This is a genomic window from Photobacterium sp. Hal280 (assembly GCF_037162255.1).
Taxonomy (GTDB): Bacteria; Pseudomonadota; Gammaproteobacteria; order Enterobacterales; family Vibrionaceae; genus Photobacterium.
Window position 1 is genome coordinate 814,568 of sequence record NZ_JARLUO010000005.1, and the last position, 17,708, is coordinate 832,275.

A 17,708-nucleotide genomic window follows, 5' to 3' on the forward strand; every position below is an offset into this window, starting at 1 on the left:
AAGTAAAGCCATCATCTCAGACCTCCTTTTTCAATTGAGTGTTGTTATGACTGCCCGGGCGGAAAAGTCGCAGTCTGTTGGCATTGCTGACCACAGTGATGGACGAGAGCGCCATCGCCGCTCCGGCAATCACAGGGCTGAGCAGGCTGCCTGTGAAGGGGAACAGAATCCCGGCGGCCAGCGGAATCCCCAAGGTGTTATACACAAAGGCGCCAAACAGGTTTTGCTTCATATTTCGTAAAGTTGCCGATGACAGTTCCAGTGCATCGGCGACGCCGTGCAGAGAATGGCGCACCAGCGTGAGTTGCGCGCTTTCAATGGCAACATCGCTGCCGCTGCCCATGGCAATACCGATTTCTGCCTTAGCCAGTGCGGGTGCATCATTAATGCCGTCCCCGACCATGGCTACGTGTTTTCCGGAGTGTTGCAGTTTTGCCACCTGCTTGGATTTTCCGTCGGGCAGGACCCCGGCAATGACGCGGTCAATCCCCGCCTGGCGGGCGATCGCTTTGGCAGTCCGTTCGGTATCACCGGTCAGCATGATCACCTCGATCCCTTTCGCCTGCAGTCGCCCCACCGCGGCTTTCGAATCTGATCGCAGCGGATCACTGATGCCTAACAGCGCGACCAGTTCGCCGTCGACGGCAATGAAAATAGCCGTTGCCCCAGCATCGGCCAGCGAATGGGCATCGTTTTGATGGTCAGAAATGTCGATATTTTCTTTTTCCATCAGCGCACGGTTGCCCAGCAGAACACGCTGTCCGTTGACCTCGCCGCTGACGCCATAGCCAGCCTGAGCGTTAAAATCCCGGGCGGATTGCAAAGACAGCCCTTTCTCTTCTGCCGCCGAGACGATAGCTTTTGCCAGCGGGTGCTCAGCACCCTGTTCGAGGCTGGCTGCCAAAGTCAGCACAGTGTGCTCCGTGTGGTCGCCGTAATAATGGCTGTGTGTGAGCACAGGTTTGCCTTCGGTCAGCGTCCCGGTTTTGTCCAGCACCACGGTATCAATGTTGGCGGCCAGTTGCATGGCATCGGCATGGCGGATCAGGATGCCGTATTCCGCGGCACGACCAAGACCAACAGTCACCGACATCGGGGTCGCCAGTCCAAGTGCACAGGGGCAGGCAATAATGAGCACAGTGGTTGCGGTGATCAGCATGTATATTGAGACGGGATCCGGGCCGAAGTAGTACCAGAGGGTGGCGGTAACAATGGCGATGATCATCACGGCCGGAACGAAGATGGCCGAAATGGTATCCGCCATTTTCGCCAGCTCAGGCTTACTGCTCTGTGCCTGACGAACCAGACCGATGATCCGGGCCAGCAGGGTTTGATTACCGACCTGCACCGCTTTAAACAGCAGACTGCCGCTTTGGTTGATGGTACCGGCATGGAGTTTGTCTCCCGGTTGCTTATGGGCCGGGACGGGTTCACCGGTCAGCATGGATTCATCAAGATAGCTCTCACCTTGCTCAATCAGTCCATCGACCGGCACTTTGGCACCCGGACGCAAACGCAGCACCATACCCGGCTGAACGTCAGCCAGAGGGACTTCACGCTCGCCTTGCTGATCGACCAGAATGGCGGTCTGCGGCTGCAGGTCGATCAGTTTTTCCAGTGCCCGTGAAGTGCGCCCTCGCGCTTTGGCTTCAAGCGCATGACCCAGGGTGATCAGCCCCAGAATCATGGCGGATGCTTCAAAGTAGACATGCCTCGCCTGTACCGGAAACCAGTCAGGTTTGAGCACCACAAACATGGAATAAAACCAGGCCGCACCTGTCCCCAGTGCCACCAGGGTATCCATACTGGCTCTGTGATGTAAAAAAGCTTTCCAGGCATCGCGGAAAAAGTGGCCGCCACAGTAAATGAGCAGCGCCAGTGTCAGCACACCGATGATGCCCCAAGCCCATTGGCTGGTGGCCGACTCGATCATCATGCTGCCACCGAAAACGCCCCAGGCCATGAGGGGCACACCCAGAGCTAATGCCAGCCCGGCATTGAGCAGATGCTGTTTGTAGGTCGCTGTATTCTGGGCTTGCTGGCGTTCACGTCGTGTCGCTTCATCTTCACTGAGCTCAGCACCATAACCGGCATCAGACACCGCTTGGATCACCGAATCAGGATTGATATCCCCCTGAACCAAGGCTGTTCGTTCGGCCAGATTGACACTGACAGCCGTAACCGCTGCCACGCCCTGAATGGCTTTTTCAACCGAGGACACACAACTGGCGCAGGTCATGCCTGACAGCAAAAAGTAGTGGCTGTTGTCGGATGTGGGTGGTGCGTCAGGGCCTGCCGGCTTTTGAGCTGCCTGTTTGGGCGCGGCCGCGTCGGGTAAAACCGTTTCAACTGCACTCGCTTCAGCCGGTACCTGATAGCCTGCAGATTTAATCAGGGCTATCAGCGCGGTTTCAGTCAGTGCGCCCGTGACCTTGGCCCGGGTTTTGCTGACTTCAAACTGACTGATTGCCGGTTCATTGCTGAAGATCGTTTCCAGCTTACTGACACACTTGCCACACGACAGTCCCGATAGCGGCAAGTCATGCTGATAGCCTGCTTGATAGCCAAGATTTTCAATGGTGTTGATCACTTCGTTCAGATCGATCTGCCCTGTGATGTGGGCTTGTTGCGTATCTATATCCAGCGATTCGATGCCATCGAGCTTGCTCAGCGCCTGTTTAATTTTTCCGACGCACTTCATGCAGCGAACCTTGCGAAGTGGCAGCCTGATATCCATGTTGGCAGCGGAATGGCTGGCTGGGGCGTGATTTGAATGATCCATGGGCTTCCTCTACACCACAGTTATGAGATATGCTCACTTTAAAGCTTCCAGTTAATGGAAGGTCAAGCGGTATTTTTAAGTGGGGCAGTGATGAATATCAGCGAAGTGGCAAAACAGACGGGCCTGACCAACAAAACCATACGATTTTATGAAAGCAAGGGCATGATCAGCGAGCCGCAACGGGGCGAGAATGGCTATCGCCGTTACAGCCAGAAGCAGGTCAATGAGTTGTTGATGATCAAACGATCACGTCTGGTCGGATTCAGCCTGGATGAAAGTCGTGAGCTGCTGGCCTTGTCGCGGGATCCGGACAGAAAAAGTGCTGACGTAAAAGAAAAAGCCGAGCACAAACTGGCTGAGATTGACCATCAGATCGAGGAATTACTGGCCATGAAACAAAGCCTGCAGAGCCTGATCAGCCAGTGTCCGGGGAACAACCAGCCGGGTTGCCCGATCATTGATGCCTTGACGAAAGGGGAAACCGTGGAAACATAACCGCAGGCAAAGTGAGATTGCCTGCGGCGTGGGTGAGATCAGTACAGCAGGGAATAAAGCTGGCGACGATACTGGCTGGCAAGGGCATTACCCTGACCGAGTGAGGCCAGAATATCCATCATGGTTTTCTTGGCATTACCGTCGGCAAAGTTCAGATCTTTACGCAGCAGATTCAGCAGGATATCCAGCGATTCCTGATGACGATTGACCTGACTGTACTGCACCGCAAGATCGTAAGCGAGCTGTCCGTTACCCGGATCGGTGGCCAGTTTTTCTTCTAACTGACGGATCTCCGGAGAATCGCTGGCCTGGCGGTGGAGCTCCAGCTTGGCAACCAGTCCTTTGTAATAACCGTCCTGATCCTGCATCGGAATCTGTCCCAGCAGGGTTTCTGCTTCGTCAAACTGTGCGGTTTCCAGCAGGCATTCGGCGGTGGCAAGCAAGACCTGGCTGTTGCCCGGCAGGCTGGCTGCCAGTTCGCGCAGAATGGGCAGTGCTTCGTTGAAGGCTTGCTGGCTGACTAACTGAATGGCCTGTTCCAGCTGCATTTCTTCCTGGCTGGGTAAATGCTTACTCAGCATCTGACGCAGGCTGTCTTCGGTTTGCGGGCCTGCCGCACCGTCAACCGGCTGACCATTGCTGAAAATGGCGACGGTCGGCAGACTACGCACACCAAACTGGGCCGCCACCATTTGTTGTTCTTCGCAATTGAGCGTTGCCACCACAAACTGGCCAGCGTACTGGGCCGCCAGACGCTCAAGCAGGGTGTTGACTTCTGCTGTTTCTGGCATGGATGGAGCCCAGAAGCTGATCACGACCAGCTGTTGCATTGACTGCTCTATCACCTGATGCAGATTGGTTTCATTCAGTTCAATTGCTAATTTGTCATTCATACCGGGCGTTTCCGTGATCGTTTAAGAGTGATGTTCAAGATGTTGGGCTGATTGGCTGGAAAATCAAGGGAAAAGACAGAAAAACGCGGTTGGTAACAGGTCTCAGAGAAAAAAACGGAGAGCAGGGCTCTCCGTTACAGATGGAAGGTCAGAAGCAGAGCAATAGCGACACAAAGACAGAGCGCATTTATCTGGCGTAATGTCATGCCGATCTCTCCGAAAAATGTAGCACGTTTGTTTAGGGGGATCGCTGGTTTACCCCTTCAGCAGGTAAGGACCAACTTACCCAGAAGCCTAGAATGCGCAGATGACACAATCATGACAGCTGGCTAAAAAAACGCATTTTTTCGCTGAGTTTCTGACTCTCGGATAAAGATCAAACTTTGTGCATTGTGAGTGTCAGTTAATCGCTTTTTCCCAGCAGATGATCGAGCCAGCGAACGGGCAGCACTCTGCGCAGGAAGCCAAAGATATAGGTCGGCTGGGTGACATAGTACCGGGGGGATGGCCGATCACTGCTGATAATGCGCATCAGTGGCTTGAGGACAGCTTCCGGCGTCAGTGTGAATTGATTGGACGGGGAGGGTTTGCCCAGCCGGTCCAGAGTGTTCTGATAACTGTCTTTGTGCCGCGATGCCGTCATCTCAATATGGGCTTCAAACTGACGCTTGGCATTGGCCCGGAACTGACTTTCAATCGGCCCTGGCTCTATCAGGCTGACTTGAATCGGGGTGTTTGCCAGCTCCAGTCGCAGGGTGTCGGTATAGCCTTCCAGCGCAAATTTACTGGCATTGTAGGCGCCGCGGTACTTCATGGCCACCAGACCGAGCACAGAGCTGTTTTGCACGATTTTGCCGCTTCCCTGAGCCAGCATCACAGGAATCACGGCTTTCGTGAGCGAGTGCCAGCCAAACAGATTGGTCTCGAACTGCTCGCGAAGGGCATCGGTGGGCAGATCTTCAAGCGCGCCGGGCTGGCCGTAGGCGCCGTTGTTAAACAGCACATCAAGTTGTCCTTGGGTAATACGCAGCGCGTCTGCCAGTCCCTGTTCAATCGACTGGCTGTCGGCGAGATCGAGCTTCACACAGTGGAGGCCTTCGTCTCGCAGGCGCGCGACATCGGCATCGTGCCGGCAGCTGGCCACTACCAGATAGCCGGCCTGATGAAGGGATCTGGCGCAGTGGTAACCGATGCCGCTGCTGCAGCCGGTAATCAGAATGGCAGTACTCATGAATTGTCCTTAAATCCGGGCTTTATCACGCCCTGTAAAATCTGGTTACAAAAAAGGGGTGATCGTGTCCGTCATGAATGCAGCGATCCAGGGCTGCGCGTCGGCTTTGGGGTGCAGGCCATCATCCATCATCCAGCCATCACGCAGAATGACCTGCTCGAGAAAGAAGGGCAGCAGAGGCAAAGCGTAGTCTTTGCTGAGTCTGGGATAGATCGCTTCAAACTGGCTGGTATAGCGCTTGCCGTAATTGGGCGGGATGCGGATTTGCATCAACATTGGTTCACCGCCGCTATCCTTAATAAGGCTAATGATGGCTTTGAGGTTATTCTCTATGGTCGCCGGTGGAAATCCGCGCAGACCATCATTCGCACCCAGTTCAATTATGACGTAATCTGGAGCATGCTGTTTCAATAGCTTAGGCAGACGGGCAAGGCCATTTCCTGTGGTGTCGCCAGAGATACTGGCATTAATCACATCAATTTTCAGCCCGTTGCCGTTCAGCATGGGTTCCATCAGACGGGGCCAGCTTTGTTCGGCACGCATCTGATAACCTGCACTCAGGCTGTCGCCAAGCACCATCAGGGTGGCGGCAACACTACTGAGTGGGGCCATAACAAGTAATAACAGTGCAAGGATCCGCATCATGTCTACATCCGTGATAAAAGCGCAATCAGTATCAAAACAGGTGACAACGGCCACCACGACTCTCACCATTCTGCAGGATGTTTCGCTCGAGGTCGAGCAGGGCGAAAGCATTGCTTTGGTTGGGGTTTCCGGAGCGGGTAAATCAACACTGATGACCTTGCTGGCCGGACTGGACGTGCCCAGCAGCGGCGAAATTGAATTGCTGGGGCAAGTCTTGTCTCACATGGACGATGAGTCCCGTGCCGCGCTGCGCAGTCAGGCTGTCGGGTTTGTGTTCCAGAGTTTTTTGTTAATCCCGTCGCTGACGGCGCTGGAGAACGTGACCTTACCGGCCATTATCAAAGGGGAAACCGGCGATAGCGAGCGGGCTGCAGCGTTATTGCGCCAGGTCGGATTGCAGGGACGTGAAGCGCATCTACCTTCCCAGCTATCGGGTGGTGAGCAGCAGCGTGTGGCACTGGCCAGGGCATTTATGACGGCCCCGCAGGTGCTGTTTGCCGATGAACCGACCGGCAATCTGGATCAGCAAACCGCCGCCACCATCATCGATCTGCTGTTTGCGCTCAACCGGGATCACGGTACGACTCTGGTATTGGTGACGCACGACCCGCAGCTGGCTGAACGTTGTGATCGGGTGGTACGTATTCATGGCGGACGGGTGGAGGCGGCATGACAGAGATGAGTGAAAGCCAGAGCCCGGTCAGGCCAAAGGGCCATTCTCTGCTGCTGAAATGGAGCTGGCGTGAACTGTGGCAGGGGCAGCTGTGGCCCGTTGCAGTGGCACTGACCTTGATCATTGCCTGTGTGTTTGCGCTGGCCTCGCTGGTGGTGCGGGTTGAGAAGATCATGATTAATCAGGGGCGCAGCATGATAGCCGCTGATCTGGTATTGAGATCGGCCAATCCTGTGCCAGATCCCCTGATCCGGGAAGCGAAGCGGCTGGGGCTGACGGTCACAGCGCAAACGCGATTTGGCACCATGGCGTTCAGTGACAATGCCATGCAGCTGGTCAGCGTGAAATCTGTCTCCAGCGACTTTCCATTGCGGGGTGAGCTGGTGCTGCAGGGTAGCAACCGGACTCAGCAGCAGGTCAATCCGGGTGAGCTATGGCTGTCTGAGCGGTTATTCTCTTTGCTGAATGTGAAAATCAGCGATCAGGTGGCCATAGGGAATGCCGAGCTGACCGTGGCCGGCACCATAGTGCAGGAGCCGGAACTGTCGTTTAACCCTTTCAGCCAGATGCCGGCCGTGCTGATGCATGAAGCCGATCTGGCCGCCACCGAGGCCATTCAGCCCGGCAGCCGGGTACGTTACCGGGCCTATTTTAATGGCACAGAGGCCCAGTTAAAGCAACTGCAGGATAGGACATCACTGACACCGGACCAGCGCTGGATCAGCGAAACCACACAGGGCCGGACCGGCGAGATGATCGAGCGGGTGCAGCAGTATCTGTCGCTGACCCTGATCCTGGTGATCATGATGGCCACAGCCACACTGGTGCTGACCTGTATGCACTACACCGCCAGCCGGACGGAAACCGTCGCCATGATGAAAAGTCTCGGCGCCGGGAAAGCTTTTCTGTGGCGATGGCTGGCGAGACAGCTGGGACTCTTGTTTGCTATTGCGGCGACCGCGGGCCTGGCGCTTGGGCTGCTTCTGGAGTGGTTACTGCGCCTGCCGCTCACCGATGTGTTGCCTCAGCCGCTGCCCGAGATGGGGGCCATGCCCTGGCTGGTGAGTCTGCTGGTGGCGATCCTGGTATCGGTGCCGGGCATCGGGATCGCACTTTGGCGTTTGCTGGATGCCCCGGCTCTGGCGGTCATGCAGCGCCAGAGCGCGGACACCAGTTCAAAGAAACGCTACCTGCTGATTCTGTTCCCTGTCGTCGCGCTGTTGCTCTGGGTGGGGGATAACCCCATGATGTGGCTGACCCTGGCCGGTTTGTTTGTGCTGATGGTACTGCTGGCAGGACTGGGTTTAATGCTGGTGGCTGGGCTGCGTCGTCGTCGGTGGGGACCGGCCATGACACTGGCACTGAGCCGTATCGGCCGCAGCCCGCTGGCAAGCGGTGCCCAGTTGGCCGCCCTGACCAGCTCATTGATGCTGCTGGCGGTGATCTGGCTGCTGCGGACCGATTTGCTGGCGGACTGGCAGCAGACATTGCCGCCGGATGCCCCCAATGTGTTTGCGCTGAATATCAGCCCGGTTCAGCATCAGGCTTATCTCAATGTGCTGGATGAGAACGGTTTAATGCGTTCCGACAGTTATCCCATTGTGCGCGGTCGCCTGGTGACGATCAACGGCCTGAACCCAAGGGCTGAAGAGGCGGAAAACGGCAGTGAGAATGATGATCGTCAGGAAGGGGATGAATCCCTGCGCCGCGAACTGAATTTTACCTGGCGAGATAGCATGCCAGTGCATAACACCTTGGTCGCTGGTGAGTGGCGCAATGCACCCGGCGGCGTGTCGGTGGAAACCGGGGTGGCGGACCGACTGGGGATCAAGCTGGGCGATACACTGGGTTTTAACGTGAACAGCCAGATGTTCAGTGCCACAGTGACCAGCTTACGGGAAGTGGAATGGCGCAATATGCGGCCCAATTTCTACTTCATCTTCACACCGGATGTGATGGCCGATTTGCCGGCCACTTGGCTGGTCAGTTTCAGAGTGGCTGCTGATCAGAGTGAGCTGGTGAACAAGCTCGGCAGAGACTATCCGACGGTCACCTTGCTGGATCTGAGAACCATGGCTACCCGGATTCAGGCCATCTTACAGCAGGTGTCATTGTCATTGTCTGTGCTGGCTTTTCTGGGGGTGTGCAGTGGCTTGTTACTGGTGCTGACTTTGTTACGTCTGAGCCTGTCACAGCGGCAGCAGGAAATTAAGCTCTACCGCACTTTAGGCGCCAGCCGAAGCCGGATCCGTGCCACCATCTGGAGTGAATATGGCCTGATGGCGGTACTGGCAGGGGTGATCGCCGTACTCGGGGCTGAAGCGCTGGTGGCTTCTTTGATCAAATGGGGCTTCGAGCTGCCAGTGAGCTGGCATCCGGGGTTATGGCTGGTATTGCCGTTGTTGTCAATCGTGCTGATTTTACTGATCATCAGTACCATGATGAAGCAACTGCTGCGTCCTCTGGGCCGGTAGCGCTATCGTGCCGGGTTACTCGACACGGGTCACCCGGCTTTCCTGATCGCTCAGGGCACTTTTCAGGGCACCTTCCAGTTCCGGATAGCAAAAATGGAAACCATGGGCTTCCAGCTTGGCCGGCAGGGCACGCTGGCTGTCGAGCAGCATCTGGGCCGATTCTCCCATACCCAGGCGCAACAGCCATTCCGGTGTGCTCATCACATGCGGACGGCGCAGCACTCTGGCCAGTGTCTGGCTGAATTCTTTATTGGTCACGGGTTGAGGCGCCGTGAGGTTATAGGGGCCTCGGGCGTCCGTCTGCTTGAGCAGAAACAGGATGCCTTTGACCATATCCTGCAGATGAATCCACGGGAAATACTGCTGGCCATTGCCAATCGGGCCACCCAGTCCCATTTTGTACAGTGGCACCAGCTTGGCCAGCGCCCCGCCGCCTTTGCCCAGTACAATACCGGTCCGCAGCACACAGACGCGGGTTTTGTCTGACTGTGCCGCCAGTGCCCGCTCTTCCCAGGTGCGGCACACCGTATGGGCAAAATCGTCACGCTGAACATCGAGCGACTCGTCAAAGTCGTTCTGCTGCTGATCGCCGTAGTAGCCCACCGCAGAGCCGCTGAGGAAGGTATGCGGCGGGTTCTCACCGGCCTGTATTTTGACCACCAGATCCCGGGTGAGCTGCCAGCGGCTGCGGCAGATCTCCTCTTTCTGTTTTTCTGTCCAGCGCTTATCAGCAATCGGCTCACCGGCCAGATTGATCACCACATCATATTCATCCAGATTCTCCAGTGAATCCAGACTGGTGATGACTTTAATGTGATGGCCCAGACGCTGATAAGCGCGGTTGGGGTTACGGCTGAGAACCGTCACCTGATCATGATTCAGATGAGGAAGCAGCGCTTTGCCAATAAACCCGGTTCCGCCGGTGATCAGAATATCCATGTCTCGTCCGCCTGTCTGACTGATAAGTTATCCTTGTTTTGTCTAAATTATAACCAACCGGCGAGCTGTTCACTGTTTTTCCAGTGCTTTCGGTGTTGACGTCAGTCAAAAAAGCGACGATCAGCGGTCGACATGGCCGAGATCGCGCGCGGGATCCAGAATATCCCTGACCCTTTGTTTGAGTTGTTTGGCATCAGGAAAACCGCCATCGGTTTTGCGCTCCCAGATGCGGACATTATTGCAGAAGACTTCAAACCGGCCGCCTGTGTCCGGGTGCAGGCTGACGGCGTCCAGATCTTCACTGAAGGTATGCAAGAGCTCCTGGCACATCCAGCTGGCCCGGAGCATCCAGTTACACTGGCGGCAGTAGTAAATATCAATCACGGCTTTGCCAGCCATTTGCGGTGTATTGTCAGACATAAGAATCCTCACATTCCGAATAACAGTTTGGCCCCGATCAGAAATGTCAGGGCTTCGAAACAGCGTTTGATCAGCTTGTTGCTTTGCCTGATCGCCAGATGCGCTCCGAGGTAGCCCCCCAGCAATGAACCGGCAATCAGAATCGGCAGCCAGGGCCAGAAGATGTCCGCACCGGCCGCGTACATGGCGACCGCGCCTGTGCCGTTCCAGAACAGGCCGACACTGATCATGGTCAGGGCGACCGCCTGTTTATAGTCATAGCCAAACCAGCGGATCAGAAATAAGGTCACAAACAGTCCGCTGCCTGCGGTCAGTGAGCCATTGATCACCCCGATCCCGGCCAGGCCCAGGCTGCCGGCAATCATCCCGCTGGTATCCCGCCGACGAGCACTTTCACGCTGACCCAGGCTGGGTTGATACAGGGAGTATACGCCAAGGCCAATGATGAGCATGCCAAGGGCGGACTCGGCTATTCGGCCCGGTACAAAGAGAATGGCATTGGCACCCAGAATAACGCCTAAGGTTCCGGATGCAATGACATAGCCCGTCATCAACCAGTTCAGCTTACCGGAACGAATGTGTTTGACCGCCGCGCCCAGACCCAGCGCGACGCTGGCGATTTTATGGGTCGCCAGCGCCACGGAAAAGGGCAGGCCCAGAAAAATCAGCAGGGGAAACTGGATTAATCCGGCACCGCCGCCGGACAGAGAAGCCAGTGTGTTGGCAAACAGGGAGCCAATAAAAAGTCCGAGAGAATTCAACCCATCCATGTATCTTGCTGCAATCCTTAATGATTCAGACTTCACAGCATACGGATTATGGATTGTCTGGCAATGAGAATAGGAGGCTCAATATAAAAATACCCCGGCGATGCCGAGGTATTTTTTCGTTCGATTCAGTGAAGACTTAAGCGTTTTGCTCTTCAGCCTGCTTGGCCTGAATCGCGGTCAGTGCGATGGTGTAGACGATGTCGTCAACCAGTGCGCCACGAGACAGGTCGTTGACCGGCTTGCGCATGCCCTGAAGCATTGGACCGATAGACACCAGCTCGGCAGAACGCTGTACCGCTTTATAGGTGGTGTTCCCTGTGTTCAGATCTGGGAAGACGAACACAGTGGCTTTACCGGCAACCGGTGAGTCCGGCGCTTTCGACTTCGCCACGTTTTCCATGATCGCAGCGTCGTACTGCAGCGGACCGTCGATGATCAGATCAGGACGTTTTTCCTGCGCGATACGGGTCGCTTCGCGGACTTTATCCACGTCTGCACCCTGACCGGAGTTACCGGTTGAGTAAGAGATCATCGCCACGCGTGGCTCAATGCCGAAGGCTTTGGCAGAGTCCGCCGACTGAATGGCGATTTCAGCCAGTTGCTCAGCGTTCGGATCCGGGTTGATGGCACAGTCGCCATACACCAGCACCTGATCAGGCAGCAGCATGAAGAAGACAGAAGAGACCAGCGACGCACTTGGCGCGGTTTTGATCAGCTGCAGCGGCGGGCGAATGGTGTTGGCTGTGGTATGTACCGCACCCGAGACCAGACCGTCCACTTCGTCTTGTTCCAGCATCATGGTGCCCAGGACAACGGTATCTTCCAGCTGTTCACGGGCAACCACTTCGGTCATGCCTTTGTTTTTACGCAGCTCAACCAGGCGGGCCACATACTGCTCGCGCACAGAGGCCGGATCGATAATGTCCACACCGGCACCCAGAACCACACCTTGCTGTTCGGCAACGCGTTTGATTTCCGCCGGGTTACCCAGCAGCACACATTCCGCAATACCGCGTTCGGCACAGATTGCAGCCGCTTTCACGGTCCGTGGCTCGTCACCTTCAGGCAGCACGATGCGTTTCGCCGCGCGGCGGGCATATTCTGTCAGCTGGTAACGGAAAGCTGGCGGGCTCAGGCGGCGTTCACGGGCAGACCCTTCGCTCAGCGACTCAATCCACTGACCATCAATGTGGCTGGCCATGTATTCGTTGACCATCTCGACCCGCTCTTTATCGTCAGCCGGTACTTCCAGGCTGAAGCTTTGCAGGTTCAGAGAGGTTTGCCAGGTGTTGCCTTTGGCAATCATCACTGGCAGGCCGGTTTCGAATGCGCGCTTACACAGTTTTTCAACCGTCGCTGGCAGTTCATAACCGCCGGTCAGCAGCAGCGCACCAATTTCCACACCGTTCATCGCCGCCAGACAGGCTGCAACCACCACGTCAGGACGGTCGGCAGAAGTCACCAGCAGTGAACCCGGACGGAAGTGCTCAACCATGTTCGGGATAGAGCGGGCACAGAAAGTGATGCTCTTGATGCGACGGCTGTCGATTTCACCCGGGTTGATAATGTCAGCATTGAGGTGCTTGGCGATGTCTGTTGCACGGGTCGCGATCAGTTCTGCATTGAACGGCGCACAGCCCAGCACACGGATCGGGCTGGAGTTGAACACTTGCATCACTTCAACGTGAGTTGGCATCACAGAGTCAGAACCGTCGAAAATCTCAGACAGATCCGGACGGGTACGGCCTTCAGCATCTACAGGGGCATTGAGTTTGTTGACAATCACACCTGCGATGTGTTTGTTCTTGATGCCGCCAAAGTTAGAGCAGGCAATTTCAATGCGCTCTTTCAGCTGGGCCGGGTTATCTGTTCCCGGTGCCACCACGAACACGATTTCCGCATCCAGTGTTTTGGCAATTTCGTAGTTGATCTGGTTCGCAAACGGGTGTTTACGGGTTGGCACCAGACCTTCAATCAGGGCCACTTCAGCGCCTTCAGTGGCTTCTTTAAAGCGTGCCACGATATCTTCCAGCAGCACGTCGCTCTGGTCGCTGCGGATCAGCTCATCAGCTTCAGCCATGGAGACCGGCTGGGCAATTTGCATATCGCTGTTAGCACGGATAATCGACGTTGTCAGATCCGGCTGATCGCCGCCATGACGAGGCTGGGCGATAGGTTTGAAAAAGGAAACACGGACGCCTTTGCGCTCCATAGCGCGAAGTACACCCAGGCTGACGCTGGTCAGGCCGACTCCGGCACCGACCGGAATGAGCATTATGGTACGTGACACAGTCAATTCCTCAAACTGTTAGCAAACGGTAGAAAGGGAGGTCAGGCTGTCGGACAGTGACTCCCGATAATCATCATTCTGATAGAAAAAGGCCGACGAAGTCGGCCAATTGGTGTTGCTTAAATGTTGGTCAGGCGTGCTGTATCTTCAGCAATCACCAGCTCTTCATTGGTCGAGATAACCATGGCCGGTACGCGGCTGTTGTCTGTGGTGATCACACCTTCGCCACCGAAACGGGCTTTCAGGTTCTTCTCGCTGTCGACTTCGATACCGAAGATCTTCAGGCGGTTCAGCACCATTTCACGGATTGGGGCAGAGTTCTCGCCAATGCCGCCAGTGAATGTGATCGCATCCAGCTGGCCGTCCAGCGTCGCTGTGTAGCTGGCGACGTATTTCGCCAGACGGTGGCAGAAGACGTCCATCGCACGGGTCGCTTCTTCTTTCTGACCGTAGTTGTCTTCAACGAAACGGCAGTCAGAGGTCACTTCTGTCAGACCAGCCAGACCGGATTCTTTGGTCAGCATGGTGTTGATTTCGTCAACAGAGTAGCCCAGAGAGTCGTGCAGGTGGAAGATGATAGCCGGATCGATGTCACCACAACGGGTACCCATCACCAGGCCTTCCAGCGGTGTCAGCCCCATAGAGGTATCAACAGACTGGCCGTTTTTGATGGCACAGACAGACGCACCGTTACCCAGGTGGCAGTTGATGATGTTCAGCTCGCTTTCTGGTTTACCCATGCGGTTCGCCGCTTCACGGGTGATGAACAGGTGCGAAGTACCGTGCATGCCATAACGACGGATGCTGTGGTCTTTGTACAGCTTGTATGGCAGCGCGTACAGGTACGCTTCTTCTGGCATCGTCTGGTGGAATGCAGTATCGAATACGGCCACGTTCTGCAGCGCCGGGAAGGCTTTCTGAGCGGCTTTAATACCAATGATATGTGCCGGATTATGCAGCGGTGCCAAGGTAGCGCACTCTTCAATGCCTTTCAGCACGGCTTCATCAATCAGAGCTGATTGTGTGAACTTCTCGCCACCGTGAACCACACGGTGACCAATCGCTTTCAGGTTTTCAGCCAGCTCAGGCTTGGAAGCCAGAATAGTTTCTACCATGAAAGCCAGTGCTTCTTCGTGTGCTGCACCATTACCCAGTTGAGCTTCGTGTTTGGCACCATCAAGTTTCCACTTGATACGGGCTTCGGGTAGGTGCAGACATTCTGCAAGACCTGTCAGGTGCTCATCACCTGATACTGCGTCGACGACAGCAAACTTCAGAGAAGAACTACCGCAGTTAAGAACTAAAACCAGCTTAGACATGTGAGTGACTACCTATATAATCTGTCTGAAAGTTGATATTCAATTGAATAAGCGTTAACCATAGAATAGTCGACCCAGTGTATGGCGAGACTAAACCAGGTATTTTTGCTTCTGTCCGTAGAAGTGAAATGCAAACCTGAGGAGTTAACTTATCCTTAATTTATTGCGATAACAGGGTTATCGGCCAACAATTACCTAAGGCGTGCATAGGATAGCCCTTGTTGGTCGAGATAACAAAAAAATTTTTAAAAATTAATTCACGGTAGATTGATTGTTGTTTGTTTTGAAAATTTACAGAATTTGTTGAGGCTGGTGCGATATGAATCAGACAAAAATCTGGAAGCAGGTCCAACACGGCCAGCACTACATGTCGGTATGGCCCATGCGCAAAGAGCTGGCTGTATTGTTTCCTGAACAGCGCTATATCAGAGCCACCCGGTTTGCAGTGCGGGTGATGCCGGCTGTGGCTGTGATGAGCGTGCTGAGCCAGATGGCTTTTCATAATACCTCTGGTTTGCCACTGGCAATGGCTGTGGCCTTGTTTGCGCTCAGTATGCCCTTGCAGGGCCTGTTGTGGCTGGGGAAACGCAGCCGGACAACCTTGCCGCCCTCACTGGCGAGCTGGTGCCGGGAAATACACGGCAAAATTTTAAGTGAAGGCTATTCCATGCAGCCGCTGAAAGATCGCCCGCGTTATCTGGAGCTGGCACAGGTGCTGGACCGGGCGTTTAAGCAGTTGGATAAGGCTTCGCTGGAGCGCTGGTTTTAAGCGCCTTTTTTCTGCTGTCAGGCTTCTCCCTTCTCTGGTTGACGGAGGCAGAGCCCTGATGATCAAAACAAAAAAAACGGACAAGGTCGTGACCTTGTCCGTTTTTTTATTTGTGATTACATCGGAAGATTAGCTGGCCAGATAGCGGCGGATTTGTGCCTCGATCCCCGGACCATCGATTTCCAGCTCCGCATGCAGTTCGGCCTGAGTGCCCTGATGGATGAACTTGTCCGGCAGGCCGATTTGCAGCACCGGCTTGAGGCGTTTGTCTTTCATCAAAAACTCGATCACACCGGAACCGGCGCCGCCGGCGATGGCATTTTCTTCCACCGTCACCAGCAGATCATGGCTGTCAGCCAGCTGGCGAATTAAGGCTTCATCCAGTGGTTTGACAAAGCGCATGTCGGCAACCGAGGCATTCAGGGCTTCTGCAGCTTCCAGCGCATAGCTCAGCGTGGTGCCGAAGTTCAGGATCGCCACTTTTTCACCCTGGCGGCGGAGTTTACCTTTGCCCAGTTCCAGCGCTGTCATGGTGGCCTCAGGTGTCACGCCGGTGCCGCTGCCACGCGGGTAGCGCACCGCGCTGGGCCCCTGGTGCTGATGGCCGGTATAGAGCATCTGGCGGCATTCGTTTTCATCACTCGGGGTCATGATCACCATGTTGGGAATACAGCGCAGGAAGCTCAGATCGAAGGCACCCTGGTGTGTCTGGCCGTCAGCCCCGACCAGCCCGCCACGATCGATGGCGAACATCACGGGTAAATCCATAATGGCGACATCGTGGATCAGTTGATCATAGCCGCGCTGCAGGAAAGTCGAGTAGATCGCCACAACCGGGTGATAGCCGCCAATGGCCATGCCGGTTGCCAGGGTCACCGCGTGCTGCTCAGCAATGGCGACATCAAAATACTGGTCCGGGAATTCTTTGGAAAACCGGACCAGGCCGGAACCTTCACGCATTGCCGGTGTGATGGCCATCAGTTTGCTGTCCTGCTCCGCCATATCACACAGCCAGTCGCCGAAGATTTTCGAGAAAGTCGGCTTGCTGTCTTTGGCTTTCGGCAGCGGGTTCTGGCTCAGATCAAACTTGGGCACCGCGTGATAATTGATCGGATCGGCTTCCGCCGGCGCATAGCCTTTGCCCTTTTTCGTCATGATATGAAGAAATTGCGGGCCTTTGAGATTGCGCATATTTTTAATGGTGCGCACCAGCTCCTGCACATCATGCCCGTCGATCGGACCGATGTAATTGAAGCCCAGCTCCTCAAACATGGTGCCGGGTACCACCATGCCTTTGAGGTGTTCCTCGGCCCGGCGGACCAGCTCTTTAATCGGTGGCGCGCCGGAGAGCACCTTCTTGCCACCTTCGCGGATGCTGGCATAGAAATTACCGGACAGCAGGCGTGCCAGATGATTATTCAGTGCGCCCACGTTCTCGGAGATCGACATTTCATTGTCGTTGAGGATCACCAGCATGTCGCTGTGGACATCACCGGCATGGTTCATGGCTTCGAACGCCATGCCCGCGGTAATAGCCCCGTCACCGATCACGCTGACGACCTTGCGGCCGGCGCCTTCACGCTCGGCGGCAATCGCCATGCCCAGGCCGGCACTGATCGAGGTTGAGGAGTGGCCGACAGATAAAACGTCGTACTCACTTTCTTCCCGCCAGGGAAAAGGGTGCAAGCCGTCTTTCTGGCGGATGGTATTTAAACGGTCGCGACGTCCGGTCAGGATTTTATGCGGGTAGGCCTGATGACCAACATCCCAAATCAGATGATCGAACGGTGTGTTGTACACATAATGCAGGGCAACCGTCAGTTCTACGGCACCGAGGCCAGAGGCAAAATGCCCGCTGGACTGACTCACAGAGTTGAGCAGATACGTCCGCAGCTCATCGCAGAGCGCAGGTAAACTGTCTACCGGCAGTAAACGAAGTTCGTCCGGTGTATTGGCTAAGGCCAAATGTGGGTATTTAGAAATATCCAATGTCATAACAAGTCGGCGC

Annotated in this window: 14 protein-coding genes; 4 read left to right on the plus strand and 10 right to left on the minus strand. The window is 55.3% G+C overall.

The genetic code is table 11. The features are described from left to right. Positions 1–16 precede the first annotated feature (16 nt). Complete coding sequence (locus tag P4S53_RS13150) at positions 17–2,701, minus strand: copper-translocating P-type ATPase (RefSeq protein ID WP_337114483.1); 2,685 nt, start codon at positions 2,699–2,701, stop codon at positions 17–19. Between the two features lie 171 nt (positions 2,702–2,872). On the opposite strand from P4S53_RS13150, the gene cueR reads away from it, so the two are divergent. Beyond that, positions 2,873–3,277 (plus strand): Cu(I)-responsive transcriptional regulator, encoded by a 405-nt coding sequence (gene cueR, locus P4S53_RS13155; protein WP_337112998.1) that lies wholly within the window; start codon positions 2,873–2,875, stop codon positions 3,275–3,277. Positions 3,278–3,315: 38 nt separating this feature from the next. Here cueR and P4S53_RS13160 read toward each other — a convergent pair whose 3' ends face one another. The 3 genes from P4S53_RS13160 to tesA form a co-directional block, all read right to left on the minus strand. Then, complete coding sequence (locus P4S53_RS13160) at positions 3,316–4,170, minus strand: co-chaperone YbbN (protein WP_337112999.1); 855 nt, start codon at positions 4,168–4,170, stop codon at positions 3,316–3,318. Positions 4,171–4,573: 403 nt separating this feature from the next. Then, on the minus strand, positions 4,574–5,401 hold the full coding sequence (locus P4S53_RS13165) for an SDR family oxidoreductase (protein WP_337113000.1): 828 nt from the start codon (positions 5,399–5,401) through the stop codon (positions 4,574–4,576). Positions 5,402–5,446: 45 nt separating this feature from the next. Further along, on the minus strand, positions 5,447–6,046 hold the full coding sequence (tesA, locus tag P4S53_RS13170) for a multifunctional acyl-CoA thioesterase I/protease I/lysophospholipase L1 (RefSeq protein WP_337113001.1): 600 nt from the start codon (positions 6,044–6,046) through the stop codon (positions 5,447–5,449). Here tesA and P4S53_RS13175 point away from each other — a divergent pair. Together P4S53_RS13175 and P4S53_RS13180 are read left to right on the plus strand one after the other, a co-directional pair. Next, complete coding sequence (locus P4S53_RS13175) at positions 6,045–6,719, plus strand: ABC transporter ATP-binding protein (RefSeq protein ID WP_337113002.1); 675 nt, start codon at positions 6,045–6,047, stop codon at positions 6,717–6,719. The genes tesA and P4S53_RS13175 overlap by 2 nt on opposite strands. Further along, a complete protein-coding gene (locus P4S53_RS13180; protein ID WP_337113003.1) occupies positions 6,716–9,193 on the plus strand; it encodes an ABC transporter permease in 2,478 nt (825 codons plus the stop codon). The genes P4S53_RS13175 and P4S53_RS13180 overlap by 4 nt, the downstream gene beginning before the upstream one ends. A gap of 15 nt (positions 9,194–9,208) precedes the next feature. On the opposite strand, the gene P4S53_RS13185 is transcribed toward P4S53_RS13180, so the two are convergent. The 5 genes from P4S53_RS13185 to P4S53_RS13205 all read right to left on the minus strand — a co-directional run bounded on the left by P4S53_RS13185 (position 9,209) and on the right by P4S53_RS13205 (position 14,931). Further along, positions 9,209–10,132 (minus strand): TIGR01777 family oxidoreductase, encoded by a 924-nt coding sequence (locus P4S53_RS13185; RefSeq protein WP_337113004.1) that lies wholly within the window; start codon positions 10,130–10,132, stop codon positions 9,209–9,211. A 120-nt stretch (positions 10,133–10,252) separates the two neighbouring features. Beyond that, a complete protein-coding gene (locus P4S53_RS13190) occupies positions 10,253–10,531 on the minus strand; it encodes a SelT/SelW/SelH family protein (protein ID WP_337114484.1) in 279 nt (92 codons plus the stop codon). A 29-nt stretch (positions 10,532–10,560) separates the two neighbouring features. Next, positions 10,561–11,322 carry a sulfite exporter TauE/SafE family protein gene (locus tag P4S53_RS13195; RefSeq protein WP_337113005.1) on the minus strand — a complete coding sequence of 254 codons (762 nt, stop codon included), beginning with the start codon at positions 11,320–11,322 and terminating at the stop codon, positions 10,561–10,563. Positions 11,323–11,458: 136 nt separating this feature from the next. After that, positions 11,459–13,612, minus strand: coding sequence for a phosphate acetyltransferase (gene pta / locus P4S53_RS13200; RefSeq protein ID WP_082095812.1), 2,154 nt, complete (start codon positions 13,610–13,612; stop codon positions 11,459–11,461). Between the two features lie 119 nt (positions 13,613–13,731). After that, positions 13,732–14,931: an acetate kinase gene (locus tag P4S53_RS13205; protein WP_337113006.1), complete on the minus strand. Its 1,200-nt coding sequence runs from the start codon at positions 14,929–14,931 to the stop codon at positions 13,732–13,734. Between the two features lie 319 nt (positions 14,932–15,250). Here P4S53_RS13205 and yfbV point away from each other — a divergent pair, with 319 nt between their 5' ends. Further along, positions 15,251–15,700 (plus strand): terminus macrodomain insulation protein YfbV, encoded by a 450-nt coding sequence (gene yfbV / locus P4S53_RS13210; RefSeq protein ID WP_337113007.1) that lies wholly within the window; start codon positions 15,251–15,253, stop codon positions 15,698–15,700. Positions 15,701–15,829: 129 nt separating this feature from the next. On the opposite strand, the gene dxs is transcribed toward yfbV, so the two are convergent. Beyond that, entirely contained in the window at positions 15,830–17,695 is a 1,866-nt protein-coding gene (gene dxs, locus P4S53_RS13215; RefSeq protein ID WP_337113008.1) for a 1-deoxy-D-xylulose-5-phosphate synthase, read from the minus strand. Positions 17,696–17,708: the final 13 nt, after the last annotated feature.

Excerpts from the sequence above, each read along its gene's own strand:
- P4S53_RS13150 (WP_337114483.1), bottom strand. The coding sequence starts at position 2,701 with ATGAAGTGCGTCGGAAAAATTAAACAGGCGCTGAGCAAGCTCGATGGC.
- cueR (WP_337112998.1), top strand. The coding sequence starts at position 2,873 with ATGAATATCAGCGAAGTGGCAAAACAGACGGGCCTGACCAACAAAACC.
- P4S53_RS13160 (WP_337112999.1), bottom strand. The coding sequence starts at position 4,170 with ATGAATGACAAATTAGCAATTGAACTGAATGAAACCAATCTGCATCAG.
- P4S53_RS13165 (WP_337113000.1), bottom strand. The coding sequence starts at position 5,401 with ATGAGTACTGCCATTCTGATTACCGGCTGCAGCAGCGGCATCGGTTAC.
- P4S53_RS13175 (WP_337113002.1), top strand. The coding sequence starts at position 6,045 with ATGTCTACATCCGTGATAAAAGCGCAATCAGTATCAAAACAGGTGACA.
- tesA (WP_337113001.1), bottom strand. The coding sequence starts at position 6,046 with ATGATGCGGATCCTTGCACTGTTATTACTTGTTATGGCCCCACTCAGT.
- P4S53_RS13180 (WP_337113003.1), top strand. The coding sequence starts at position 6,716 with ATGACAGAGATGAGTGAAAGCCAGAGCCCGGTCAGGCCAAAGGGCCAT.
- P4S53_RS13185 (WP_337113004.1), bottom strand. The coding sequence starts at position 10,132 with ATGGATATTCTGATCACCGGCGGAACCGGGTTTATTGGCAAAGCGCTG.
- P4S53_RS13190 (WP_337114484.1), bottom strand. The coding sequence starts at position 10,531 with ATGGCTGGCAAAGCCGTGATTGATATTTACTACTGCCGCCAGTGTAAC.
- P4S53_RS13195 (WP_337113005.1), bottom strand. The coding sequence starts at position 11,322 with ATGGATGGGTTGAATTCTCTCGGACTTTTTATTGGCTCCCTGTTTGCC.
- P4S53_RS13205 (WP_337113006.1), bottom strand. The coding sequence starts at position 14,931 with ATGTCTAAGCTGGTTTTAGTTCTTAACTGCGGTAGTTCTTCTCTGAAG.
- yfbV (WP_337113007.1), top strand. The coding sequence starts at position 15,251 with ATGAATCAGACAAAAATCTGGAAGCAGGTCCAACACGGCCAGCACTAC.
- dxs (WP_337113008.1), bottom strand. The coding sequence starts at position 17,695 with ATGACATTGGATATTTCTAAATACCCACATTTGGCCTTAGCCAATACA.